Source organism: Maribacter sp. R77961 (genome assembly GCF_044594925.1).
In the GTDB taxonomy this organism is placed as follows: Bacteria; Bacteroidota; Bacteroidia; order Flavobacteriales; family Flavobacteriaceae; genus Maribacter.
In genome coordinates this window covers 2,267,236-2,292,670 of sequence record NZ_CP138991.1, presented here as the reverse complement: position 1 = coordinate 2,292,670, position 25,435 = coordinate 2,267,236, and the positions used below count along the sequence as shown (strand labels likewise).

Annotated in this window: 19 protein-coding genes; 14 read left to right on the top strand and 5 right to left on the bottom strand. The window is 38.3% G+C overall.

Features of this window, described 5'->3' with window-relative positions; genetic code table 11:
• The first annotated feature begins 2 nt into the window (after positions 1–2).
• From SJY09_RS10080 to tsaB, 7 genes are all read left to right on the top strand, one after another.
• Positions 3–1,115: an efflux RND transporter periplasmic adaptor subunit gene (locus SJY09_RS10080; RefSeq protein ID WP_396635592.1), complete on the top strand. Its 1,113-nt coding sequence runs from the start codon at positions 3–5 to the stop codon at positions 1,113–1,115.
• 94 nt (positions 1,116–1,209) lie between these two features.
• On the top strand, positions 1,210–1,911 hold the full coding sequence (locus SJY09_RS10075) for an ABC transporter ATP-binding protein (RefSeq protein WP_396635591.1): 702 nt from the start codon (positions 1,210–1,212) through the stop codon (positions 1,909–1,911).
• On the top strand, positions 1,904–3,133 hold the full coding sequence (locus SJY09_RS10070) for an ABC transporter permease (RefSeq protein ID WP_396635590.1): 1,230 nt from the start codon (positions 1,904–1,906) through the stop codon (positions 3,131–3,133). The genes SJY09_RS10075 and SJY09_RS10070 overlap by 8 nt, the downstream gene beginning before the upstream one ends.
• A gap of 1 nt (position 3,134) precedes the next feature.
• Positions 3,135–4,397, top strand: a complete 1,263-nt coding sequence (locus SJY09_RS10065) for an ABC transporter permease (protein ID WP_396635589.1) — start codon at positions 3,135–3,137, stop codon at positions 4,395–4,397.
• A 45-nt stretch (positions 4,398–4,442) separates the two neighbouring features.
• Positions 4,443–5,585 (top strand): efflux RND transporter periplasmic adaptor subunit, encoded by a 1,143-nt coding sequence (locus SJY09_RS10060; RefSeq protein ID WP_396635588.1) that lies wholly within the window; start codon positions 4,443–4,445, stop codon positions 5,583–5,585.
• A gap of 34 nt (positions 5,586–5,619) precedes the next feature.
• Positions 5,620–6,987: a TolC family protein gene (locus SJY09_RS10055; RefSeq protein WP_396635587.1), complete on the top strand. Its 1,368-nt coding sequence runs from the start codon at positions 5,620–5,622 to the stop codon at positions 6,985–6,987.
• A gap of 80 nt (positions 6,988–7,067) precedes the next feature.
• Positions 7,068–7,757: a tRNA (adenosine(37)-N6)-threonylcarbamoyltransferase complex dimerization subunit type 1 TsaB gene (gene tsaB, locus SJY09_RS10050; protein WP_396635586.1), complete on the top strand. Its 690-nt coding sequence runs from the start codon at positions 7,068–7,070 to the stop codon at positions 7,755–7,757.
• 38 nt (positions 7,758–7,795) lie between these two features.
• Here the strand turns inward: tsaB and SJY09_RS10045 are convergent, their stop codons facing one another.
• The 4 genes from SJY09_RS10045 to SJY09_RS10030 form a co-directional block, all read right to left on the bottom strand.
• The gene (locus SJY09_RS10045) at positions 7,796–8,620 is read right to left on the bottom strand and encodes a mechanosensitive ion channel family protein (RefSeq protein ID WP_396635585.1); all 825 of its coding nucleotides are present in this window, start codon (positions 8,618–8,620) and stop codon (positions 7,796–7,798) included.
• A gap of 78 nt (positions 8,621–8,698) precedes the next feature.
• Complete coding sequence (locus SJY09_RS10040; RefSeq protein ID WP_396635584.1) at positions 8,699–10,747, bottom strand: thioredoxin domain-containing protein; 2,049 nt, start codon at positions 10,745–10,747, stop codon at positions 8,699–8,701.
• A gap of 93 nt (positions 10,748–10,840) precedes the next feature.
• Positions 10,841–11,041, bottom strand: coding sequence for a dodecin family protein (locus tag SJY09_RS10035; protein WP_099574202.1), 201 nt, complete (start codon positions 11,039–11,041; stop codon positions 10,841–10,843).
• Between the two features lie 72 nt (positions 11,042–11,113).
• On the bottom strand, positions 11,114–12,022 hold the full coding sequence (locus tag SJY09_RS10030; RefSeq protein ID WP_396635583.1) for a NifU family protein: 909 nt from the start codon (positions 12,020–12,022) through the stop codon (positions 11,114–11,116).
• Between the two features lie 123 nt (positions 12,023–12,145).
• Between SJY09_RS10030 and SJY09_RS10025 the strand changes: the two genes are divergently transcribed.
• Positions 12,146–13,168, top strand: coding sequence for a type IX secretion system membrane protein PorP/SprF (locus SJY09_RS10025; protein ID WP_396635582.1), 1,023 nt, complete (start codon positions 12,146–12,148; stop codon positions 13,166–13,168).
• Positions 13,169–13,221: 53 nt separating this feature from the next.
• Here SJY09_RS10025 and SJY09_RS10020 read toward each other — a convergent pair whose 3' ends face one another.
• On the bottom strand, positions 13,222–14,400 hold the full coding sequence (locus tag SJY09_RS10020) for a VWA domain-containing protein (RefSeq protein ID WP_396635581.1): 1,179 nt from the start codon (positions 14,398–14,400) through the stop codon (positions 13,222–13,224).
• 294 nt (positions 14,401–14,694) lie between these two features.
• Here SJY09_RS10020 and SJY09_RS10015 point away from each other — a divergent pair, with 294 nt between their 5' ends.
• From SJY09_RS10015 to SJY09_RS09990, 6 genes are all read left to right on the top strand, one after another.
• On the top strand, positions 14,695–16,899 hold the full coding sequence (locus SJY09_RS10015) for a histidine kinase (protein ID WP_396635580.1): 2,205 nt from the start codon (positions 14,695–14,697) through the stop codon (positions 16,897–16,899).
• The gene (locus SJY09_RS10010) at positions 16,896–17,627 is read left to right on the top strand and encodes a LytR/AlgR family response regulator transcription factor (RefSeq protein ID WP_396635579.1); all 732 of its coding nucleotides are present in this window, start codon (positions 16,896–16,898) and stop codon (positions 17,625–17,627) included. The genes SJY09_RS10015 and SJY09_RS10010 overlap by 4 nt, the downstream gene beginning before the upstream one ends.
• 16 nt (positions 17,628–17,643) lie before the next feature.
• Complete coding sequence (locus tag SJY09_RS10005) at positions 17,644–18,150, top strand: gamma carbonic anhydrase family protein (RefSeq protein WP_396635578.1); 507 nt, start codon at positions 17,644–17,646, stop codon at positions 18,148–18,150.
• Positions 18,151–18,238: 88 nt separating this feature from the next.
• The gene (gene fabD, locus SJY09_RS10000; RefSeq protein ID WP_396635577.1) at positions 18,239–19,126 is read left to right on the top strand and encodes an ACP S-malonyltransferase; all 888 of its coding nucleotides are present in this window, start codon (positions 18,239–18,241) and stop codon (positions 19,124–19,126) included.
• Between the two features lie 145 nt (positions 19,127–19,271).
• Positions 19,272–24,425, top strand: coding sequence for a Calx-beta domain-containing protein (locus tag SJY09_RS09995; protein WP_396635576.1), 5,154 nt, complete (start codon positions 19,272–19,274; stop codon positions 24,423–24,425).
• Entirely contained in the window at positions 24,404–25,426 is a 1,023-nt protein-coding gene (locus SJY09_RS09990) for a type IX secretion system membrane protein PorP/SprF (protein WP_396635575.1), read from the top strand. The genes SJY09_RS09995 and SJY09_RS09990 overlap by 22 nt, the downstream gene beginning before the upstream one ends.
• Positions 25,427–25,435: the final 9 nt, after the last annotated feature.

Sequence of the window (25,435 nt, the reverse complement as noted above, 5' to 3'; positions counted from 1 at the left end):
AAATGAAAAAATCAATCACTAGAATTATTTTAATTTTAATCGTAGTACTCTTCGGAGGCGCTATGTACTACCTCTATCAAAAAAATTCAGAAGATCCTGTTGTTTATGAAACGGAGCAGGCGTCTAAAAAGACCATCGTTAAAAAAACGGTAGCGACAGGAAGTATTTTGCCTTTAGAGGAAGTGCTTATTAAGCCTAATATCTCAGGAGTTATAGAAGAGGTTTTTGTTGAAGGCGGAGATTATGTAAAATCCGGTGACCTATTGGTGAAAATAAAAGTAGTTCCGAATTTAAATGCGCTTATAGATGCGCGAAATCAGATAGATAACGCAAAGATCAATTTAGATGACCAAAAACGGAATTATGATAGGCAAATGACCATATTTAACAAGGGAGTCATTTCCCAAGCCGACTTAGATCGCGCACAGGTTGCTTATGATCAAGCCAAACAGACCTATAGAGCGGCCAACAAACGGTTTGAAATAGTGAACACCGGTACTACTAAAGGGTTTGGTAATGCCGCTAACACTCAGATTAGAGCCACAGTAAGTGGTATGGTACTAGAGGTGCCTGTAGAGGTAGGAAACCAGGTCATAGAGGCAAATAACTTTAACGAGGGTACCACTATAGCTGCAATTGCCGATGTTGAAAAAATGATTTTTGAAGGTAAGGTAGACGAATCCGAGGTTGGTAAGATTAAGGAAGAGCTACCACTGGAAATTACGGTAGGCGCTATTGAAAATACTGTTTTCGATGCGGTGTTAGACTACATAGCGCCAAAAGGTAAAGAAGAAAATGGAGCAATTCAATTTGAAATCAAGGGTACTATGAAAAAACAGGATTCTGTTTTTATAAGAGCAGGTTTAAGTGCAAATGCCTCAATTATTTTGGCAAAAGTCGATAGCGTATTAGCGGTTAAGGAGGCTTTGGTGCAATTTGATGACGAGACTAAAGAGCCATATGTTGAAATTGCTACTGGAGAGCAGGAATTTGAACGCAAAGACATAGATTTGGGCGTAAGCGATGGTATTTTTGTAGAGGTGAAATCTGGAATAACGATGGAGGATAAAATAAAGGTCTGGAACAAGATTGAGAACGAAGAAGAAGGTAATTAGAAAATAAAGTAAAAAAATTGTAACAATTAAAGGGTTTAGCTGTCTTACAGATGAAAGTCTTTTTAGAGCCCTTCAAACCATTAATACAACCAACATGATTGAAATAAACGATCTTCATAAATCCTATAAAATGGGTAGCAACTCGCTCCATGTTTTAAAGGGAATTAATTTTAAAGTAGAAGAAGGAGAGTTAGTAGCTATAATGGGTTCTTCAGGTTCAGGTAAATCTACACTATTGAATATTTTGGGGATGTTAGATGAACTCGATGAAGGTTCGTATACATTGGATAATGTTCCCATAAAAAACTTAAACGAAACCAAGGCCGCACAATATCGTAACAAGTTCTTAGGATTTATTTTTCAATCCTTTAACCTGATAAATTATAAAAGCGCCATGGAAAACGTTGCCTTGCCGCTATATTATCAAAGGGTAAGCAGAAAAGAACGCCAAGAGAAAGCCTTGAAATATTTGGAACAGGTGGGGCTAAAGCAATGGGCTTCCCATTTGCCAAGTGAGCTTTCTGGTGGCCAAAAGCAAAGAGTGGCTATCGCTAGAGCAATGGCGGCAGAACCGAAAGTGCTTTTGGCGGATGAGCCAACAGGTGCTTTGGATAGTAAAACATCGTATGAGGTAATGGATTTGATTCAGAAAATCAATGATGATGGTAACACCATTTTGGTAGTGACACATGAACCGGATATTGCCGATATGTGTAAACGAATCGTTCATTTAAAAGACGGTGTTATCGTAGAAGATAAAAAAGTTGAGCAAGTAAGAGCATCACAATATGTTTAATAGGGATAACTGGAAAGAAATATTTGAAACCATTCAGAAAAACAAGTTAAGGACATTCCTTTCTGGTTTTACAGTGGCCTTGGGTATTTTAATATTTGTAGTATTATATGGTTTCGGGAATGGCCTTATTAACACCTTTGACGAATTTTTTAAAGACGATGCTACCAATACCTTTTTCCTCTTTCCAGGAAGAACATCTATTCCTTATAAAGGCTATAAGTCTAACCGAAGAATAGAATTTGATAATTCTGATTTGGCAGATTTGGAAAAGAATTTCGCCATGTTCATTGAGTATGTATCACCAAGAGTGGATAGAGGTGGACTTGTCAAGTATAAAAATGAATCCAATAACTATACCACTAGAGGCGTAAGTGAGTCTTATCAATTTGCGGAGAAGACGATTATTATGAAAGGTAGGTACCTTAATCGCGAGGATATCGCTAATAAAACGAAGTACGCAGTAATAGGGAGATTGGTTGAAAAAGATTTGTTTTCTCAAGAAGAGTCCATAGGTAAGTATATAGACATAGCGGGAAGCGCATTCAAAGTTATAGGGGTTTTCCAAGATGATGCGGGTGATAACGAGGAAAGAAGAATTTATATTCCCTATACTACTAGACAACTGATAGAAAAAAATACGGATAAGATAAATCAAATTGTAATTGGCTTTAAACCAGAGATAGGTTATTCCGGTGCAATGGCATTTCAGCGAAGTTTGGATAAGTTCATGAGGAGTAAAAAGTTTATTAGTCCAGAAGATCAGAATGGACTGTTCATTAGAAACGTGGCGGATCAGTTAAAGCAAAATCAACAGTTTGCGGGAATTTTGCAACTTATTGTCTCTATCGTAGCCTTCGGAACCATTATCGCAGGAATTATAGGGATAAGTAATATTATGGTTTTTGTAGTGAAGGAGCGCACCAAGGAATTGGGTATACGCAAGGCATTGGGCGCAACACCAAAATCTGTGATTAGTACCATTTTATTAGAGTCTGTTTTCATTACTACGATTTCCGGTTTTGTAGGAATGTTACTGGGTGTAGCACTATTAAGTTCCCTCGGAGAAAAACTAGCGGATTATTTTATAACTAATCCTTTTATAAATACGGGAACCGCCATTTTTGCTACAGTAACGTTAATCATTTTTGGCGCTATTGCGGGATATATACCGGCTAGAAGAGCCGCGAGAATTAAACCGATTGTTGCACTAAGAGACGAATGATATGAAATTTATTTTTGATAGCAATACATGGCAAGAAATATTCGGTTCTATTAGCAAGAACAAGACCCGTACTATTATTACGATAATCGGTGTGCTCTGGGGAATATTTATTTATATAGGCTTGTCTGGTGCCGCAAAAGGTTTGGATAATGGATTTGAAAGACAGTTCGAAAGTGTGGCTATGAATAGTATGTTCGTCTGGGCGCAAAGTACAAGTGTTCCTTACGACGGTTTCAAAACTGGAAGACAATTACAGTTAAAACTTGGCGATGTGGAGGTTTTAAAAAATCGTATCCCAGAAATCAATTATATAGCACCCAGAAATGCTAAAGGCGTTTTTGGTGATGCACCAGGTTTAATTGTGCGTGGTCAGAAATCCGGTAACTATGCGGTATATGGAGATTTTCCAGTGTTTACAAAAATAGCAACGAAAAAAATCTATGATGGCGGTAGGTTTATCAACGATGAAGATATAGAACAGACCAGAAAGGTCTGTGTAATTGGTGAACGAACGGAGAAGGAGCTTTTTGAAAAAGGAGAAAATCCAATAGGGGGATATATTAGAATTGATGACATTTTCTTTCAGGTAGTCGGTGTTCATAAATTTACTCCTGGTGGAGGATTTGAAACCGATAGTGATATTTTCATTCCATTTACAACGTACAGAAAACTATATAACACTGCGGATAACGTAGGTTGGTTAACGATTGCCGCTTATGACGATGCAGACGTTATTAAGGCTGAACAGAATGTAAAAGCGACATTGAAAAATATTCACAGGGTTGATCCGGAGGACGAAAGAGCGTTCGGTTCCTTTAACTTAGGGGAGATTTTTAATAAGATAATGGGCTTTTCCAAGGGCATGACCTTTTTGTCCCTAATTGTAGGTATAGCTACGATTTTAGCAGGTGTTATCGGTATTGGAAATATTCTTTTGATCTCCGTTAAGGAAAGAACCAAAGAGCTTGGAGTGCGAAGAGCACTGGGAGCTACTCCTGCCGAGGTTAGAAATCAAATTATTTTAGAGTCGGTTTTCTTGACCTTACTTGCCGGAATTATCGGAATTATACTGGGAGCTCTGGTGTTAAGCGCTATTAATGGTTTTACACAAGGGGTGGATTTTCCGTATACCAATCCAACGGTCCCTATTCCATTAGTATTGGGAGCATTGGCTATAATGGTGGTTCTAGGAACATTAATTGGATTAATTCCTGCACAAAGGGCAGTGAGCATTAAACCTATAGATGCATTACGAGAAGAATAATAAACAACAAAACCAAAACACGAACAAAAACTAATACACTTAAAAATGAACAAAATTGTAAAATACATACTAATTGGACTCCTAGTTCTAGGAGCTTTATGGGCAGCAGTATTCTTTATAAAGAGTAATAGTAAGTCTTCTATTGTTTACGAAACATCACAGCCTTTCAAAGCAAATATTGAAAAGAAAACAGTCGCTACGGGTAAAGTTATTCCTGAGGACGAAATTGAGATTAAACCCCAAATTTCTGGCATTATTGAGAAAATTTATTTGGAAGAAGGGGTAAAGGTCAAAGCTGGGGATTTAATCGCTGTAATCAAGGTTGTTCCTAACGAGCAAACCCTTAATCAAGCAAATGGCAGGGTTCGAAACGCAGAATTGGCCTTGAATAATACTAAAATCGAGTACGACCGTAATAAGTCGCTCTTTGATAAGGGGGTTATTTCTAGTCAGGATTTTAATGCGCTTCAATTAAATTACAATCAAGCCGAGCAGGAGCTTAAAAATGCTCGCGCGGACTATCAAATTATTAGGAGAGGTTCTGCAGGAGGTTCTTCTAGCGCCAATACGAATATTAGGGCTACCGTAGATGGAACTATACTTGAAATTCCGGTTGAAGAGGGTGACCAAGTGATACAAGCAAATAACTTCAACGATGGAACTACAATCGCTTCAATTGCAGATTTGAGCAAAATGATTTTTGAGGGTAAGGTAGATGAAGGAGAAGTCGGTAAATTGAAGATAGGTATGCCACTTAAGATTAGTTTAGGAGCAATAGAAGGTGAGGAGTTCGATGCTAACCTGAAGTTTATTGCACCGAAGGGAGTCGAAGAGACCGGAGCGGTTCAATTCAGAATTGAAGGAGACGTTGAGGTAAACGATGATGTTTTAATACGTGCCGGATATAGTGCAAATGCTTCCTTGGTATTGGATAGAAGAGATAGCGTTATGGTAGTGCCGGAAGCATTATTGCAGTTCGACAAGAAAACAGACAAACCATATGTTGAAGTAGCAACAGGAGAGCAAGAATTTGAAAGAAGGGATATAGAAATAGGTATCTCAGACGGAGTAAACGTAGAGATTCTGTCTGGATTAACTGAAGAAGATAAAGTGAAGCAATGGAATAAAACTGAGCCTGTTAAAAAAGGAGAAGAAGAGGGTGAAGAAGGCGAAGAGACAGAAGAGTAATCATCAATCAAAATACTAATCAAAAAATCACAAAATGAAATTTAAATTAACCGTTATATTCCTTGTTGCGGCAATTACAACAACCTTGGCACAAAGTAAAAAATGGAGCTTGCAAGAATGTGTAGAGTATGCCATGGAAAACAACCTTACTGTGGCACAGTTTGAGCTAGATTTAGAAAATGTGAAAATTGAGAAATCCGATGCCTTGGGTAATTTTTTGCCAAGTTTAAATGCAAATACATCGTTCTCAAGTAACACTGGTTTCTCTATTAACCCAACGAACAACTTACCCACAAACAGTACGCAAAATAATGTAAATGCAGGCGTAAATACTGGTGTTACACTTTTTGATGGTTTACGGAACGTACATCGGTTTAATAGAGCTAAACTAAATGCGATAGCCAACCAATATCGTTTGGATGATTTAAAGGACGATATCCGTCTTAATGTAGCAAATGCATATTTACAAATTATATCCAATAAGGAAGCCTTAAAAGTGGCTCGTGCCCAATATGCTGTTACGGAACAGGATTTAAAGCGAGTTAAGGAGCTAGTTGATTCAGGTGTAGTGCCTCGTGGAGATCTTTTAGAAATTGAAGCTACCGCTGCTGGTCAGGAACAGCAAATCATAAATAATGAAGGTTTAGTTCGAATATCAAAGATTGGATTGGCTCAATTACTACAGATAAACGATTATGAGAACTTTGAGGTTTCCGATCAAACTTTTGATATCCCGGTTTCAGATATCTTGAGCAACTCACCAAGTACTATTTTTGCCAAAGCAATGGAGTTTAGAAACGATATTAAATTATCTAAGTCTAATGTTGAATTGGCAGAAAAAGATTTGGAAATAAATAAAGGTGCATTATTACCAACAATAGGTGCTTTTGCTAATTACGGAACGCGTTATTCTGATGTAGCACAAATACCCGGTCCAAGTGCTACGCCGGGAGGGCCTCCTGTGTTTTTTACACCTAGTTTCACTGACCAATTATGGATTTTTGACGGGGTTTCCTATGGGGTTCAATTGAGCGTGCCTATTTTTAATGGATTTAGCGTTAAAAACGATATAAAGAGAGCAAAAATTGGTGTCGAACGAGCCAAGCTTCAATTTGAACAGGACAAAATGGATTTGGAGGCTACTGTGCAGCAATCTTATGTTGATGTAACCAATTCTTATAAAGCTTATGAAGCGGCTGAAAAAACGTTGGAATCAAGACGTTTGGCTTATGAATATTCTAAGGAACGTTTTGATGTTGGTCTTATGAATGCTTTTGATTTTAGTCAAGCACAAGCAAGAGTAGATAATGCAGAAGCAGATGTTGTTCGCACCAAGTACGATTATATTTTTAGATTGAAAATTCTGGAATTCTATTTCGGAATTCCTATAGCATTAGATTAAACTAACTCAATTTTATGAAAAAGCCTGCAACATATTTTTGCAGGCTTTTTCTTGTTCCATCTATACTGTACCTTTGAGCTATGGGATTAATCTTGAACTTGGAGACGGCCACGACTAACTGTTCTGTTTGTATTGCTAGAGGGACAGAAATTTTAGCTATGCGTGAAGACAACGCACCTAATTATTCCCACTCCGAACAACTTCATTTATTTATTGAGGAATGTTTGGAAGAAGCAGGGTTAAAGTCCACCGATTTAGAGGCTGTAGCCGTAAGTAAAGGTCCTGGTTCCTATACAGGTCTGCGAATAGGCGTTTCCGCAGCTAAAGGTCTTTGTTATGCGTTGAATATCCCCTTAATAGCTATTCCTACTTTGGAAAGTATGGCTTCGCAATCTATTTCTAATAAAACAGATTATATTATTCCAGTTTTAGATGCTAGGAGAATGGAAGTATATGCGGCTATATTCGATGAGAGTCTGAATGAAGTTAGCCCTACCAAGGCGGAAATAATAGATGAGAATTCCTTTAGTAACTATTATGAGAATAATAGGGTGCACATTCTTGGAAGTGGTGCTGAGAAGATAGCGGCAACTTTAAACGACCCGAACATTACTTATAATTTTAATACTTACCCGTCATCAAAGGAAATGGTGTCGCTTGCCAATAAAAAATATCGTCAAAAAGACTTTGAAGATGTGGCTTACTTTGAGCCTTATTATTTAAAGGATTTTATGTTACAGACTAAGAAAAAACAAACACCCCAACAGTAGGATGGTTGGGGCGTTTAGTTATTAGTGATGATTTCCTTTTAAGCTTTTGATTCATGAACTACCCGTTGAGGGAAAGGAATTTCTATACCCTCGGCATCGAACCTATTTTTAATTTCTTCCATAACATGGAAATGTGCCGGCCAAAATACCTCATTGTTAGCCCAAAACCGAAGTGTAAGGTTTACGGAGCTATCTGCCAAAGCACCAACATAAACCTCTGGAACAGGTTCTTTTAAAATATGCTCATATTCGTTACAGATTTCTAACATAATGTCCTTTGCCTTTTTAATGTTAGACCCATAACCTATTCCAATATCAATTTTATCTCGCCGAGTACTTTCAGCATTGTAGTTTACTATGTTGTTGTTGGATAGTTGTCCGTTGGGTACAATAGCCAACTGATTTCCGAAAGTATTTATTTTGGTGGTAAAGATAGATATCTCTTTCACGGTGCCGTCTACTCCTTGCGCCGAAATGAAATCTCCTACTTTAAAGGGTTTAAAGAGAAGTATTAGTACACCACCTGCAAAATTGGATAAGGACCCCTGTAAAGCAAGACCAATAGCGAGTCCGGCGGCTCCCAATACAGCCGCCAAAGAAGTAGTTTGAACTCCTAGTTGTGATATCACAACCACAAATAGAATAATTTTCAGTGCTATATTGATAAAGCTTTGTAAAAAGGTTTCTAATGCCAAATCGTAATCCTTTTTTTCAAAGAATTTTCTAACGAGTTTGTTGATAAGCCTGATTAAATAGATTCCTATAACTAAAATTAGTATTGCGAAAACGATATTGGGCAGTGCATTCCAAAGCCAATCAATGGCTTTTTTTACATGCATTTTATAATCGGTAATATCTTCCATAAATTTTATTCATTTAGTATACATTGCAAAGCTGAAAATTCGAGTACGCTTGCACAAGCTAATTTGATTAAACTATTGTTAATCCTTGTTATTTGCTCGTAAAAGGGTTAAAACTTCTTTGGTTTGGGTCAATGGTAGTTTACAGCTGCCTTCCTGACAAATATAAATGTGGGTACTGCCGGCAACAAATCTGTTCTTAAGTAGGGGTAGCTCGCTTTTTTTCTGCGTTCCGGTAATTATGGTATTTGGCAAATATGCCTTAGTTAGGGTTTGGGCCTTCTCCTTATAATCATCCCCGACTATGGCTATCTCATAAAACGGTAATTTTTCTAGAAGAATTAAATGAAGCCAATTCGCATAGTTTTGAGGATTATCATCAAAATTTGGCTCTACATTTTTAAGCATTTTTTGATATGTAATTTTATAAGCTGTTTTTTGGAATACTTTGGACAACCTCAAAAGATTTAAGGCCATGATAGAGTTTGATGCAGGGACCACGTTATCAGCTATTTCGATTGTTCTTCTTATAACAAAGGCATCTTGTGTGGAAGAAAAGAAAAATAGACTACTCTTGGCGTCATAAAAATTATCGATACAATAATCGGTAAGGCGTTTGGAATTGAGTAACCACTTTTCATCAAAAGTAATCTCATAAAGTCCAATGAAGGCATCTATTACGGAAGCATAATCTTCTAAATACCCATTAATCGTGCTGGTTCCTTCCTTGTGGTTATGATAAAGACTTCCGTCCGGTTTTGTTAGGTTTTCTAGAATGAACTCGGCATTCTCTAATGCCAATGATAAGTAGCTGTCGTTTTCAAGATATCTGGCGGCATCTACCAAGCCCTTTAACAGTAAGCCATTCCATGAGGTAAGGATTTTATCATCTAGCCTTGGGTAATCTCTTTTTTTACGTTCTTTTGAAAGCAGTTCCAAACTTCTTCTTATACGACTTTTCAACTCTATAGTATCGATATGATGCTTTCTAGCTATTTCGTCGTCAGATTGGTCTCTTATTAATACGTAATTTTCATGCTCCCACAGGCCGTAGGAGTTAATATTGTAATAATCCTTAAAAACGGGATAATCATCTTTTAATAAACGTTTAAGTTCTTGTGCTTTCCAAACGTAGTAAGCCCCTTCTTCCAATTTTCCAAAATCATTTAAACTATCGGCGTCTAAAGAGGAGTAAAATGCTCCTTTCTCGTTTCTGAGTTCTGATGTGACAAAATGAATCGTTTTTTCTGTAACCTCTTTATACAGTGGATTTTCGGTTGAGGCATAAGATTTGGCGTAAAGACTAATGAGTTGCCCGTTGTCATAGAGCATTTTTTCAAAATGCGGTACATGCCATTTCGTATCTACGGCGTACCTTGAAAAACCGCCGTCTACATGGTCAAAAATTCCACCATAAGCCATACGGTTCAGTGTAGTGTTTACATATTCCAAAATGGACTCACTTTTTTGAGAAATAGCGTAGTGTAGTAAGAAGTCTAGATTTACGGGCATCATAAATTTTGGAGCTCTTTTGTATCCGCCTAAAAAAGTGTCAAAATAGCCCGACCACTTTTCTACACATTTCTTTAATTCTTCTAAAGAATAACTGTTAGTGTCTGTGTTGGTCTCAACTAGGTTTATTTGTTTTATCCCTTCTGCCATATTCCTAGCATAAGTAATTACCTTGTCAGGTTCTGTTGTGTAGAGCGTGCTTAGTTGTGTAAGGACTGTAATCCAATCTTCTTTCTTTACATAAGTGGCACCCCAATATGGTCTCCCATCAGGCAATGCTATAATATTTAACGGCCAACCACCACTGCCGGTCATCATTTGTAATGCATCCATATAAATATGATCAATATCAGGTCTTTCCTCTCTATCAATTTTAATATTGATGAAATTTTCGTTCATCACTTTTGCAACTTCCTCGTCTTCAAAACATTCGTGTTCCATAACATGGCACCAGTGGCAAGCCGCATAGCCAATACTTATAAGCAAGGGTTTGTTCGTAGTTTTCGCCCGTTTTAATACCTCTGGATTCCATGCTTCCCAATTTACAGGGTTATGTGCATGCTGTAACAAATAGGGACTGGTTTCTTTGATAAGGCTATTGGTGTGTTTAGGCTGCATAGTTCAATTCTAAATTATAGCTACAGGTTGTGCGTTAAAACTAGGGTATAAAAAAAGCACCAACAGGTGCTTTTTATTTTGTTTAAGTAGAACTTACTTTACTTCAAAAGTGATTTTCACGTTAACGCGATAATCTACCATTTTTCCGTCTTCAACGGTGGCACTTTGTTCGTTTAAATATACAGAACGGATGTTCTTTACGGATTTTGAAGCTTGGTCTACCGCATTTTTAGCTGCGTCTTCCCAACTTTTACTTGAATTTGCTAATACTTCTATTACTTTTAAAACTGCCATAATTAGTGTTTTTATATTTCTTACAAATTAGTGAATTTTATGAAAGAAAGCTTAACGTACCTGATGGTTTTTTTAGCCGTTTAGGGCCACAACTTCATTTATTTTATCACCCATCATATTTTTTAGCATGGTTTCTATTCCATTTTTTAAAGTAAAAGTAGAAGAAGGGCATCCACTACAGGCGCCTTGCAGTATCACATTTACCTTGCCTGTTTCTTTTTCGTAAGATTTGAACAGGATATTACCACCATCACTTGCTACTGCTGGTTTTACATATTCTTCTAAAATATCAATGATTTCTAAAGAAGTGTCATCTAGATTTTCTTCGACCTTAATAGTAGACGTTTCCTTAGTGTCTCCTTTTCCGGTAGATTTGGCATTCCCCAGTACAATTTCTTTGCCTTGGGCTATAAAATTACGTATCAGTTCTCTTAGCTCTAAAGTTATATCTTCCCACTCGGCAACTTCATATTTGGATACCGATACATAGTTCTCGTCAATAAAAACTTGTTTGACAAAAGGAAGCTGGAACAATTCCATCGCTAAAGGAGACATCCTCGCTTCATCAATATTTTTAAACTCGTAAGTAGCACCAACAATTTTTTTGCTTGCAACAAACTTCATGGTCGCAGGATTGGGTGTTACTTCCGCATAAACCGTAATAGCTATAGGTTTATCAGTATCTTCTTCTATAACCACGGGTTCCCCCGCATTTAGATACTCCACTAATTGTTGTGCTACTTCATCTTTTACATCTTCCCACTCTACAATATCATAGCGTTCCAACCCGATAAAATTCCCGGATACATAAACTGTTTTTATAAATGGAAGGTGAAAAAGTTGCTGCGCCAAGGGCGCATTTTGAGCTTCGTCTATATTTTTATACTCGTAGTTCTTTCGTTTAACCAGAAGATGGTTCGTTTCAAATTTAAGTATGGTAGGATTGTTGGTTTTCACTACCGTAATGGAATACTCTTTCATCTAGATTCAATTTTCAACAAAAATACGAAGGAAATCTAAGTTAAAGCCTATATAATAATGTTCCGGTTAAGTCGTTATACTTTATATTTAGCACATATTGAACCTATATCCTCATTTCCCAAGATGAAATTAAAGCTAGTAGTTATTTTTTCTTTCCTTGTTTTTGGACTTAAGTCCTTTGCACAGGAAGGTATTCCCGTATATTTTGATTACTTATCCGATAATTATTACTTAGTATACCCGTCAATGGCCGGTATTGGACAAGGAGGAAAAATTAGGGCTACTGCTAGAAAACAATGGTTCGATGTTGAAGATGCCCCTAGTCTGCAAACTATAAATGCCCATTTTAGATTAGGTGATGGGCCTAGCGGAGTGGGAGCTATTATTTTTAACGATGCAAACGGGTATCACTCTCAAACTGGTATGAAGCTTACCTATGCGCATCACCTTAGAATGGGAGGAGAAGATGTTAGAGTCCTGAACCAATTATCTTTTGGTTTAAGTGGTACCATTTTACAGAGCAGTCTTGATGAAAGTGAATTTAGGTCCGTACTACAAGATCCTGCCATTGCAGGTATAAAATTGAGTGCCTCCTATTTTAATGTTGACTTGGGTTTATCCTATAACTTCATGGAGTTTTATGCACATTTTGCTGTGACCAATGCGTTAACGGGTAGTAGAAGAAATATTTACTACAGAGATAGACAAGATAATCCGGACCAATTGGTTATTGATAATATCAGAAGATATCTTATTTCGGCAGGATATGTCTTCGGAAAGAACGAATGGCAAGTAGAGCCTTCAGTTCTTTTTCAATTGACGGAGTTTACTAGTGAAAAAACTATAGACGTAAATACCAAGGTATACAGAGATGTTGATTTTGGCCGTATTTGGGGCGGACTCTCTTATAGAAGAAGTTTTGACGGAGCTCAGTTCCAAACAGCTACTGGTTTTGGCCAGCAACGGTTGCAATTAATAACACCTATAGTTGGTGCGAACATTAATAATTTCATGGTGTCGTACAATTATTCATATCAAATGGGAGATATTAGGTTTGATAATGGGGGTTTTCATCAAATTACGCTTGGATATGATTTTGGTCAAGCAGAACGTAAGTACGATTGCTATTGTCCGGCGGCACAATAAAAAGAGGCTCCTTCTGTAAAAGAAAGAACCTCTAATCACAACCATATCCTTTTTTATTCCCAAGTATAGTTCTTTGCCGAAGCCTGCCTTTTAATCGCTTTTAGCATAACACCTTCTAGGCCGGCCTCACTTTCATCATTTTTATTTTTTGCAATGTATGCTAGCCTTTTTGCATTTAGCGTTTTAATTTCTTTTTGAATCTTTGCTCTCTCGGATTTTTTCAATTCCACATATTTTATTTTTTCCGCTTCCGACTTTCCTTGTAATTCCTTGGGCAAGTCTTTGTCGTCAATGGTGTTAATGTTAAATTCCTTATCCGCAGAAGCGTCTACCAAGTCCCATTTTTTGTTATTGTAAAGACGGGAGCTTTTACTTACCGCTCGCTTTACCGCAACAGCTTCTTCCATTTCCATGGCATTGTTGTCCTGAGCCGCTTGGGCTTTGTATTTAGAAACACCCAATGATCCGTAGCTCACGTAGGTTTTATTCAGTTTTGAGTTTAGTTTTATAATAATTTCATCATAAGGTGTGTTAACTTGTACTACCTGTTTATTATGATCAATTGCCATATATTCCCCTCCACTGAGTATAGCGCCATTTTTCCAATTAGTCTGTATACCTTGTTCGTAGTTGCCACAGAAAATGGTATTGACAACAATATCTTTTTCCTTAGCATTAACAACTGCATCCTTATAATTCAATTTCCCCTGATTAAATGGCTCGTTGCCAGCAATGAAGATCATTTTAAGATTGTCTGGGTTTTTTCCCCATTCTAACTGTTTAATGGAGGTCTGTATTACAGCTCCGCAATATTCTTCACCACCATTGGTGGTTAATGAAAAAAGTTTTTCGGAAATCTCGTCTAAATCCCCACTGAAGTTCAGTACTTGTTGTATATACCCTTCTCTAGAAGAAAGAGCATCATTCCCGTATTGATAGATGGCAATTTGTAGTTCGGGACGCATTTCATTCCCACATTTGGCATGGGTAAATTCATTTACAATATCCCAAAGTTGAGACTTTGCTTGGTTGATGAGCCCATCCATACTATTACTGGTGTCCAATAGAAGAGCAATCTTGACGGTATTATTCTTTTTAGTTGCTTCGTCAGGTTTAATTACTTCAGCTAAAAAAGGCTCTTTTTCTGTCTTTGGTCTAAGTTCGCATCCGTAAGAAAATGTTAACGAAAATGACATTAAACTCAAAGCAGCTATTTTTTGATAATTTTTCATCTTTTTTAATTTTATGTTGGGGTAAATCTAAGAGCAAACTTATTTTTAAAATAATGGCTTTGAGGGAATGGTCCTTTTGAATGAGTGAGTGTGACCTCCCCATGTGTAAAATCCTCCAAAGCGTCCTCTTTGACCCTGTTTTAGTGTGAAGTCTATTTTTAAGTAACCATAAAATCAGCTAAGTTTACAGCAAACTAACTCAGGGCATGCCCGCGAGTTATGAAAGGAAAACAATATGATTTCGAGGCAAGCCTTGGAGCATTTTTAATCTCGATTATCGAGTAATTAGATGTCATGAAAAATCTATTCATATATATACTGTTCTGTTTTTTGGGAGTTTATTCGTGTTTTGGGCAGCAGGATAGAACCGTGGCAACATTTGTTGTAAAGGGAATAGTGCAGGAAAAGGAAACCTCGGAGCCTATCTCTGGTGTGTCCGTAGCAACCAGTTCAGGTGCTTATACTTTAACTAACGTGCTTGGGGAGTTTAGGATTAGAACGTCTAAAGGAGAAGAATTAAGGATTGAGGATTCAGGCTTTGAAACCGTCACCTATACTATTAAGAGTGATGAGGATATTAGGGTCCTTGTTGAAGAATATAAACCGCGAAAATGGAGTACTAGTACGCCAGGAATTTCTAAACGCGAAGTTTCGCTGCATCAATCGCTACTAGATTCCGCGGAAACGTACAAAAAAAAAGATATTGCCAAAAGTATCGACTTCGTTGCACAGTCCATTACGGTTTTAGGCAAGAGAGGTAATAAAAATGAGTTGGCAAAATCTTTAACGGCCCTAGGGGAAGTGTATCTATTTCACAAGCAGTATGATTTGGCAATAGATAATTTCGAAGATGCCCTGGAAACCAATAAATCTATAAAAACCTCCTTGCTACTGGGAAAGACCTTGAGTATTAATAAGCAGTACCAGAAGGCAAATGAAGTGCTAGAACCGTTGAAGAACATAAGAAATATGGTTCCTTTTCAAAGAGTGACTTTATTTGAACTGCTAGGCGATATTAAAATAGGCCTGAATAGTATCAGTGAATCGGTTGCCTACTATAATGAGGGATTAAAGGTGGCGACCAAGAACCAGATTACGCCCAAAATGACCGATTTAAATTCTAAGATTGCGGATGCCTATTCTCAAGGGAATCAATTAATGGAAGCTGAGGCATATTATGGAAATTCATTAGAACTGGCTAACAAACTTGCTCCCAAACGAGCTTTGCAGGAGAAAGAGAAAGTAGCTGATTTTTACAACAAAAAAAGTCAATTCAACGAAGAGATTGCCCTGCGCAAGAATAGTTTGGTGGAACTGGATAAGCTTAATTCTCCAAAAAGTAAAGCTAGTAGACAAGAAATGGGTGATACCATCACCACACAGCGAATTAATTATAAAATAGCAAATGCCTACATAGCTCAAGACAAGTATAGCGAAGCTATTCCCTACTTAGAGAGAAGTATTGTAGAGGCAGATTCTGAGGATGATTTAATAGTACAAAAGGATGCTACCCGTAAACTATCCGAAGTATATGAATACGAAGGAAATTTTGATAAGGCATTAGAGACCTATCAGTCTTATGTAACATTGGTAGATACCCTGTATGTAAGAAAAGAACAGGAAATCTCCAGAGCGTCTAGATTCAATAGGGAAATAGCTGCAACCCAAAGCAGAATAACAGGTTTGGAACAAGAACGTGAACTATCTCAAAGCAAGTATGATCTGGCCTTGACAGAACAAGAACTATCCGAAGAAAGTTATAAGCGGCAACGTTGGGTAATCTATTCCTTAATTGTTGGATTATTGTTAACAGGTCTGGCGGCTTTCTTTTTTTATAGGAGCAATCAACAGCAAAAGCTTGCGAATAACTTATTAGCGCTAAAATCGCTGCGCTCCCAAATGAACCCTCACTTTATTTTCAATGCACTTAACTCTGTCAATAATTTTATAGCCAAAAGTGATGAACGAAGTGCTAATCGATACTTAAGTGAATTTTCAACACTAATGCGTTCTGTACTAGAGAATTCCGAGGAGGATTTTATACCCTTGGCCAAAGAACTGGAACTCTTGGAGCTGTATATAAAATTAGAACATTCAAGATTCCCCGATAAGTTTGACTATACTATTCATATCGATGAGATTTTGGACGTATCTTCTTTTCAAATACCGCCGATGTTACTTCAGCCTTACATAGAAAATGCAATATGGCACGGCTTAAGATATAAAAATGAGAAAGGGAGTTTGGACATTCGTTTAACCAGTAAAAATAAAAAAGAGCTAGAGATTAGTATAACCGACAATGGTATAGGAAGAAAAAAATCAGCTGAACTTAAGACGGTTCATCAGAAAAAACAAAAGTCTAAGGGTATGGGAAATATAAAACAGCGCGTGGCTATCTTAAACGATATGCATAAGGATAAAGTAGATGTTGTTATTACCGACTTAATGAAGTCTGGAGAGGGAACAAAAGTGATTTTTACCATAAAGAAGGATAAATGAATTTAAAAGCTATCTTGATAGAGGATGAATCTAACAGTAGGGAGATTTTAAGAAATTACCTAAAAAAGTATTGCCCTAAAGTAGATTTAGTAGGAGAGGCTGCTTCCATAAAAGAAGGGTTGAAACTCATAAACAATAATGATTTAGACTTAATTTTTTTGGATGTTGAGATGCCTTTCGGGAATGCTTTCGACCTTTTAGAGCAGCTACCTGAGCGTAGTTTCGAAATTGTCTTTGTAACCGCTTATGACCACTACGCCAAAGATGCCCTAAATGAGCACGCCGCCTATTATTTAATGAAACCTATTAATATTGATGAGCTTATTAAGGCGGTAGCCTATGTTTTTGAAGTTAAAGAGAAGGAAAATAAGTTGCAGGAAAGTGTTTTGAATAGTAAATCCAAAGGAGTAAGTGGTAAGTTAACACTTCCTCAACAAGACGGATTTCAGATTTTGAATGTTGAAGAGATACTTTACTGCAAAGCAGATGATAACTATACCGAAATATTCTTAGAGAATAAGAAGATTTTAGTGAGTAAGACCTTAAAATATTTCGAAGAAGCACTTTCAGATTTTCCTTTTGCACGGGTGCACAAATCGTATCTTGTAAATGTTAACGAAGTAGTTAAGTATAGGAAAGGAAAAGGAGGTAGCGTAGTTATGTCTAATGGTAAAGAACTTTTGGTTTCAGCATCAAAAAAGAAACAATTTCTGTCCTTTTTCGATTAAAATATAACAGAACAAGATGATAAAATCAGTTAGGGGGCATTCTCCCAAAATAGGAGAGGATTGCTTTATTGCGGAAAACGCCACTATAGTAGGAGAGGTATCCATGGGAAGTGAATGCAGTGTTTGGTTCAATGCTGTTTTAAGAGGTGATGTGCATTTTATAAAAATGGGAAATAAAGTTAATGTACAGGATGGAGCGGTAATCCATTGTACTTATAAAAAATCACCTACAACAATCGGTAGTAATGTTTCCATAGGCCATAACGCCATTGTTCACGGTTGTACCATTAAGGATGATGTTTTGGTAGGTATGGGAAGTATTATTATGGATGATTGTATAGTGGAATCAAATAGTATAATCGCCGCAGGCGCCGTTTTGACAAAAGGAACCCATGTGCCATCGGGCACAATTTATGCCGGTATGCCTGCAAAGAAGATAAAGGATATTAGCCCAGAATTGAGCGCAGGAGAAATTAATCGTATTGCGGAAGCCTATATTACTTATGCTAGCTGGTTTAAATGAGGGTGGTATAAATCATGAACTTGTGAATGACCCTACAATTTGTGCTTGAACATTATATCCTTATTTTTGCCCTCTAAATCAGAAAATTATGAACGCTTATATTTTTCCGGGACAAGGAGCTCAGTTTGTAGGTATGGGATTAGATCTTTATGAGAAATCTCAAATCGCTAAGGATATGTTTCAGCAGGCTAACGATATTTTAGGCTTTGCTATCACAGAGGTAATGTTCAATGGTACACCAGAAGGTCTAAAGGAGACAAAAGTTACGCAGCCTGCCATCTTTCTTCATTCTGTAGTCTTGTCCAAAGTAATGGGAGAATCGTTTAGGCCAGATATGGTAGCGGGTCACTCCTTAGGAGAATTTTCGGCCTTGGTTGCAAATAATTCATTGTCATTTGAAGACGGATTGCAACTAGTATCGCAAAGAGCCTTGGCCATGCAGAAGGCCTGCGAGATACAGCCAAGCACCATGGCGGCGGTACTAGGATTGGCAGATGAGGTTGTTGAAAAAATATGTACTGACACGGCTGGTATAGTAGTGGCTGCAAATTATAATTGTCCTGGTCAACTCGTAATTTCTGGAGAAGTAGAGGCAATCAACACGGCTTGCGAAAAAATGAAAGAAGCCGGTGCTAGGAGGGCCTTGGTATTGCCAGTAGGTGGTGCTTTCCACTCTCCTTTAATGGAGCCTGCTCGTGAAGAATTGGCTACCGCAATTGCTAACACAATATTTAATACACCTAGTTGCCCTATTTATCAGAATGTCAGTACTACACCGATTTTGGATGCGGAAGAAATTAAAGAGAATTTAATTCTTCAGTTAACAGCGCCTGTAAAATGGACACAGAGTGTTCAGAACATGTTTAAGGATGGTGCATCCGTATTTACGGAAATTGGGCCTGGTAGGGTTTTGCAGGGATTGGTAAGGAAAATAGAACCTGAAGCTCAAACACAGTCACCTTCTATAGATAAATGACTTCCAAAAGGGCTATCCTGTATTTCAACCTAAAAAGTCTTTTTTAATCTGTTATTTAAAGGTTTAGCTATTTTTTTTAGTAATATTGAAGCCCTTTTTACTTTTTGTCCAGTTCACTTAATTGGCAAAAGAACCAATATGAAAAATGGAGAATAATTTTAATTTTCAAAGCTTATTGTGTTTTGATTTATTTACTAGGTTAAATCGTTTTTCGATTGGCTTCTTTTTGTTGTTATCTATCCATGCTTTTGGACAGACAGTAGCAATTGATGCTTCTCAAAACACAGCCGCAGAAACAGGTCCTGTTTCTGGCGAGTTCACGGTTAGGGTAACTGGTGCAGGGCTATTAACCAACTTAACGGTTTTTTTGGATGTTGACGCATCCAGCACAGCAACTACAGTTGACGATTATAACTCACTTCCAGCCTCGGTAAACGTTCCTATTATTTTGGGAGCTGGCCAAGTGACTGTTAACCTTGATGTAATAGATGATAATTTGGTCGAGGGTGATGAAAATGTAAGATGGAATATTACTCCTAATTTAAATTACACCATTGACCCAGGGAATCCTTTTGCGGAAATTGCATTGGTTGATGATGATGCGGGAGTTATAACGGTAACACCTTTAACTCCAGAAGGTAACGAAGAAGGCTCCGCTGTAGCAAGGTTTAGGCTTACTTTAAGCAATCCTAATGATTCTGGGGCCGCTACAACGGTTGCTTTTACAATAGCCGGTACTGCCATAGATGGGACTGATTACAACAGAACAGGCTCTTTCGTTTTTCCAAGTAATGGTACTACCGTAGCCAGAAATATAAACATTACTCCTATAGATGATGCCTTGACCGAAGGTACGGAAACCGTAACCCTTACCTTAACAGGTACGAACAATACCTTGTTTACAATTGGGGGAGCCGATGAAGCTACTGTGTCTATTTTAGATAACGACTATACGGCAACAATAATAGCTGCTGATGCCGATGCTGCCGAAAATACCCCGGCAAATGCTACAGGAATCTTCACAGTAGATTTAGGAAACGTAAATAATACCGGGGCACCCATAGTAGTTAATTTTACTAGAGCTGGAACAGCCACGCATGTAACGGATTATGCGAATATTGGACTTACTGTAAATGTGCCGAATGGTGATCAGAGCGCTAATGTTAATATAGTTCCTGTCGATGACGCACTTATTGAAGCACCGGAAACGGCTATATTAAATCTGGGTACAGGAACAGCATATAATCTTGCCGCTGCTTCAACAAGAACAGCGACTATAAACATTGTGGACAATGATGCAGCTGGGTTCACGATTACGGAAACCGGTGGCAATACCGCCACATCAGAACCAGATGTTGCGGATACTTTTTCTATGGTTTTAACTAGCCAACCCGCATCTAATGTAATACTGAACCTTGTTTCTTCCGATACGGGAGAGGGAACGGTAGCACCCGCTACGGTTACTTTTACCCCTGCTAATTATAATGTTGCACAAGAAATAACTATTACAGGTGCGGATGATGTATTAGTAGATGGCGTGCAACCTTATTCGATAACGGTAAGCGTAGACGATGCAAGTAGTGATGACGATTTTGATGGTCTACCGGATCAAACCATCAACGCAACTAATGCCGATGATGATAGTTATACGGCTAGCATTGTCGCAACTTCGGCTGCTGCTGAAGAAGGTAATCCGGCAACGGAGGGTACCTTTACCGTTGATATAGGAACCCCAAATACCTCTGGGACTCCTATCACAGTAAATTTCACTATTGCTGGTACGGCTACCAATATCACGGATTATACGGACATAGGAACGAGTATAGCAATTGCTGATGGTGATCAAACTGCTGAAATAACGATTACCCCTACGAATGATCTTTTAGTGGAAGGTGCCGAAACCGTAGTGCTTACATTGGCTGCTGGTACAGGATACGATTTAGGGGCTGTTACTACCCGGACCGCCACAGTTAACATATTGGATGATGATGTTTTTGAAGCATCAATATCAGCGACCGACCCCGATGCCGCGGAAAATACTCCGGCAAATGCAGTGGGAACCTTTACGATTAGACTGGATGCTGTGAACAATACGGGTAATCCGGTTATAGTGAATTTTACTGCTGGCGGAACGGCAACGAACGTTGTGGATTATGGTGATATTGGCTCTAGTGTCAGTATCGCGGATGGAAGTCAGACCGCAGCAATTACAATACGTCCAGTCGATGATACCATTGTAGAAGGGCAGGAGAGTGTTACCATTACTTTAGATTCAGGAACAAGTTATATAGTTGCAGCTAGCCCGGATAATTCGGATAACGTAAACATAGCGGATGATGATAATTTAACTGCGACTATTACGGCTACCGATGCTAGTGCGGCAGAAAATACCCCCGCCACCTCTACAGGGCTATTTACCATAGATTTGGGAGCACCGAACACATCTGGAGGACCAATTACTGTTAACTATACCATTGCTACTGGCGCTGGAAATGCGGTTAATGGTGCGGATTATACGACTATTGGAACAAGCTTAACGATTCCTGCAGGACAACAAACGGGAACTATTTCTATTGTTCCAACGGATGATGAGATTCAAGAAGTTTCTGAAGCTGTTACCTTAACACTGACCACAGGAACGAATTATGTATTGGGTGCGGCCCCGACTCAGACCGCTACTGTAGATATAGGAGATGATGATAGAGGAAGTTTAAGTATTTCCAATGTTGCCGTAAACGAAAATAACGCTGCCGGTAACTTGGAGTTTGATGTAGTTTTAGATATCGCGGTTGATGGCGGTACTACAGTTACCTATAATTTCTCAGATGACACGGCAACAGGAGGTGGTGTCGATTACAATAGTACCGCGGGTAACTTAAGTTTTGCCGGAACGGCAGGGGAGACCCAAACCATTGCGGTACCCATAATCAATGACCAGTTACTTGAGGAAAGCGAAGACTTTTTTGTACAATTAGGAAGTCCCACCAACAATGTAGCGCTTGCAGATGGTGGAGACGCCGTTGGAACAATTAATGATGATGACAATTGTGCACCTGCACCAATATTGGATGCTACGGTTACCACTGTTTTCTGTGATGTTATAGATGTCAGCTTAAATGATTACACGAGTAGCGCAGCTCCTGCTGGCACAGAATTGAGATGGAGTACACTATCAGATCCATTGAACGAAAATGCTTACCTAACACCGGCTCAGGTTGCAAACCCGCCAAACGACGGTTCTTACTTTGGATTCTTTTTAGACGATAATGGCACACCTAATAATTTTGACGATGACTGTGCTAGTGGTACAATTGAAGTTGAACTTACCTTAAATACGACACCAACTTTGATAAGCGTTACCAATAATGAAAGATGTGATACGGGGACGGTTTTATTAAGTGCAGTAGCCAGTGATGGTGCCTCTATTAACTGGTATAATGTTCCAACCGGAGGAACCGTTTTAGCTATTGGAGCAGATTTTACAACTCCTCCTTTAAGCGGCACAACATCGTTTTATGCGGAAGCCGTGGAAAATGGTTGTGCAACGGAAAGGCAAGAGGTTATCGCCACCGTTGGTTTTCAGGCAACAGTAGGAGTTGCTACAAATGCGTCTGCCTGCAGTGTTGCTGCTAATGGTCCAGTAAGTTTGGATTTAGATGATAGATTATCTGGTCAAGATGTAGGTGTTTGGACCATAACGAACGATCCTTCATCCGGGGTAGTTATAAACGATGATAATACTATAGATTTTACTGGTTTGCCTGATGGGGATTATGTTTTTACCTACACAACGACAGGTTCTACAGCGCCCTGTACACAGGCTTCTGTTGAGGTCACTATTTCAGTAAGTGATTGTGATACAGATGCGGATGGGGATGGTTTGTTGGGCGGTGAAGAGGCTACCTTGGGGACAGACCCAAATAATCCGGATACGGATGGAGATGGTATCAATGACGGTGAGGAAACAGGTCCTGACGTCAATAATCCCCTAGATGAAGATAATGATGGTATAATAGATGCTTTGGATTCTAATACCTTAGATTCTGATAACGATGGCGTAAATGATCAACAAGATCCTGCAAATGCTAACCCATGTATTCCTGATAATACCATTGGTTTATGTGATACGGATGGGGATGGTATTTCAGATGGTGATGAGGAAGCTAACGGTTCTGATCCCTTAGATGCCTGTGACCCTAATTTAACACCTGATTGTGAACCAGACCCGATTGATCTGGAAATTACCAAAGTTGTTGATAACCCAGATGCTGTTATTGGAGAAACTGTTGTATTTACAGTCCGGGTTAACAACCTTTCGGACAGCAGGGTTTTAGGAATAAAAATAGGAGAACTTTTAGAGACTGGTTTTGAGTACGTAAGCCATACTACAAGTAATACCAATGATTTTTATGATCCGGTAACCGGTGAATGGGATGTTCTGGAATTACCTTCTTTAGGTAACGCCCAGTTACAATTAACTGTAACTATTTTAGAGGATGGGATTTATTCCAACACCGCTACTTTATTGGAATCCTTTCCTATGGATAACAACGAAGAGAATAACGAGGCTGTTGTAATTCTTGAAATAGAAGTTCCTGAGGGAATAGATTTGAATATCGAAAAAACGGTAAGTAACCTTACACCGCTGGTGGGAGAGCAAATTACTTTTACCATTACGGTTACGAATCTCTCTCAAGAGGGTGATGTGATAAATAATATCATTGTTAGAGATAGTATATCTGCAGGTTTCGAGAACTTGTTTAGTTATGATTCCGATAATGCAAGTATAGGTTCTTATGACCCTATCAATGAACGTTGGACTATACCTTCTTTAGAAGTTGGTGAGGAAAATGCAGCCGTGTTGGAGCTTATTGGTACAGTAACCACAGAGGGGAGTTTTGATAATACGGCATTTTTGATAAGTTCTTCTCCAAGGGATGGTAATGAAATAAATAATCGAAGTAGTGTAACGGTAACAATAGGTGTTCCAACCCCTGCAGTTCCTGGATTCCTATTCAACCAGTTTTCGCCGAATGGAGATGGTACCAACGATGTTCTTAGAATTAATCTTAGAAATAGTGAGACTGGTCTAATTCAAGAAATAGTGTATAAGATTAATATATTTGACCGGTATGGTAATTTAGTCTATGCTTCTGAACAAGAACAAACAGAACCAGATATCTGGGATGGCACATACGAAGGAAAAGAAGCTCCAAAAGGAACTTATTTTTATATTATGAACTATGATATTGGTAATGGACCTGTTCTTGATAAAGGATGGATACAGTTGATACGATAAAAGGTACTATGGATTATAAAATATATAAGTCAGGATATACTTTTATCCTTAGTTTTTTCCTGTTGTCCACTACAATATGTACTATTGTTTATGGTCAAAAAGAACCGCAGTATACCCAGTATATGTATAATATTGGGAGCTTTAACCCTGCCTATGTTGGCACTGTTGAAAATGCAGAAATTGCTGGACTTTATAGGGCACAGTGGATTGATATCCCTGGTGCTCCAAGAACCATACGGTTCGGTACCAACCTGCCTTTTAAAAACGAAAAGATGGGTCTAGGAATCAATATTGTGAACGATCAGTTAGGTCCACAAACACAGACCTATGCAGATCTGTCCTATTCGTATCAAGTAAACTTAACGGATGAAACCAAACTCTCTTTTGGTCTGGATGCTGGGGGGTCTTTTTTGAACATAGATTTCTCCAAAGGAACTTTTGAAAATCCAGGGGAGCCTTTAAATAATGAAAATATTAGTAGATTTTACCCAACGGTGGGTGCCGGAACTTTTCTTTATGGTGATGATTGGTATCTTGGAGCTTCTATTCCAAATTTTTTGACCGAAGGAGTTTATAATGACGATGTTGCTTCAATTGTAGAGGATAGGATGCAGTTTAACTTTATTGGAGGGTATGTGTTTAATTTTTCGGATGGATTTAAATTTAAGCCGGCATTTTTAATTAATTCACTTCAAGGTGCTCCTTTGAACATTAATGTATCCGCTAATTTTTTAATATCAAATGTTTTTACGGCTGGTGTTTCCTATCGCGTTGAGAACGCATTTAGTGGCCTAGCGGGCTTTCAGATTTCTAGCGGAACGTTTATTGGATACTCCTATGATTATAATACAAACGCATTGGGTGAGTTTAATAATGGTTCACATGAAGTGATATTGAAATTTTTCCTTGGAAAAGGTGGAGGCGGTTCTGGAGATAAGAACAATAAAAATAAGAACGCAAAAGGGAAGCCAAAGCAGATTGATACACCTCGATTCTTTTAAATACTACTG

Bases quoted from the DNA above. Each gene is read 5' to 3' on its own strand.
- SJY09_RS10045 (WP_396635585.1), bottom strand. From the start codon at position 8,620: ATGGAAGATATTACCGATTATAAAATGCATGTAAAAAAAGCCATTGAT.
- SJY09_RS09995 (WP_396635576.1), top strand. From the start codon at position 19,272: ATGGAGAATAATTTTAATTTTCAAAGCTTATTGTGTTTTGATTTATTT.
- SJY09_RS10040 (WP_396635584.1), bottom strand. From the start codon at position 10,747: ATGCAGCCTAAACACACCAATAGCCTTATCAAAGAAACCAGTCCCTAT.
- SJY09_RS10025 (WP_396635582.1), top strand. From the start codon at position 12,146: ATGAAATTAAAGCTAGTAGTTATTTTTTCTTTCCTTGTTTTTGGACTT.
- SJY09_RS10015 (WP_396635580.1), top strand. From the start codon at position 14,695: ATGAAAAATCTATTCATATATATACTGTTCTGTTTTTTGGGAGTTTAT.
- SJY09_RS10030 (WP_396635583.1), bottom strand. From the start codon at position 12,022: ATGAAAGAGTATTCCATTACGGTAGTGAAAACCAACAATCCTACCATA.
- SJY09_RS10075 (WP_396635591.1), top strand. From the start codon at position 1,210: ATGATTGAAATAAACGATCTTCATAAATCCTATAAAATGGGTAGCAAC.
- SJY09_RS10080 (WP_396635592.1), top strand. From the start codon at position 3: ATGAAAAAATCAATCACTAGAATTATTTTAATTTTAATCGTAGTACTC.
- fabD (WP_396635577.1), top strand. From the start codon at position 18,239: ATGAACGCTTATATTTTTCCGGGACAAGGAGCTCAGTTTGTAGGTATG.
- tsaB (WP_396635586.1), top strand. From the start codon at position 7,068: ATGGGATTAATCTTGAACTTGGAGACGGCCACGACTAACTGTTCTGTT.
- SJY09_RS09990 (WP_396635575.1), top strand. From the start codon at position 24,404: ATGGATACAGTTGATACGATAAAAGGTACTATGGATTATAAAATATAT.
- SJY09_RS10060 (WP_396635588.1), top strand. From the start codon at position 4,443: ATGAACAAAATTGTAAAATACATACTAATTGGACTCCTAGTTCTAGGA.
- SJY09_RS10005 (WP_396635578.1), top strand. From the start codon at position 17,644: ATGATAAAATCAGTTAGGGGGCATTCTCCCAAAATAGGAGAGGATTGC.
- SJY09_RS10035 (WP_099574202.1), bottom strand. From the start codon at position 11,041: ATGGCAGTTTTAAAAGTAATAGAAGTATTAGCAAATTCAAGTAAAAGT.
- SJY09_RS10070 (WP_396635590.1), top strand. From the start codon at position 1,904: ATGTTTAATAGGGATAACTGGAAAGAAATATTTGAAACCATTCAGAAA.
- SJY09_RS10055 (WP_396635587.1), top strand. From the start codon at position 5,620: ATGAAATTTAAATTAACCGTTATATTCCTTGTTGCGGCAATTACAACA.
- SJY09_RS10020 (WP_396635581.1), bottom strand. From the start codon at position 14,400: ATGAAAAATTATCAAAAAATAGCTGCTTTGAGTTTAATGTCATTTTCG.
- SJY09_RS10010 (WP_396635579.1), top strand. From the start codon at position 16,896: ATGAATTTAAAAGCTATCTTGATAGAGGATGAATCTAACAGTAGGGAG.
- SJY09_RS10065 (WP_396635589.1), top strand. From the start codon at position 3,135: ATGAAATTTATTTTTGATAGCAATACATGGCAAGAAATATTCGGTTCT.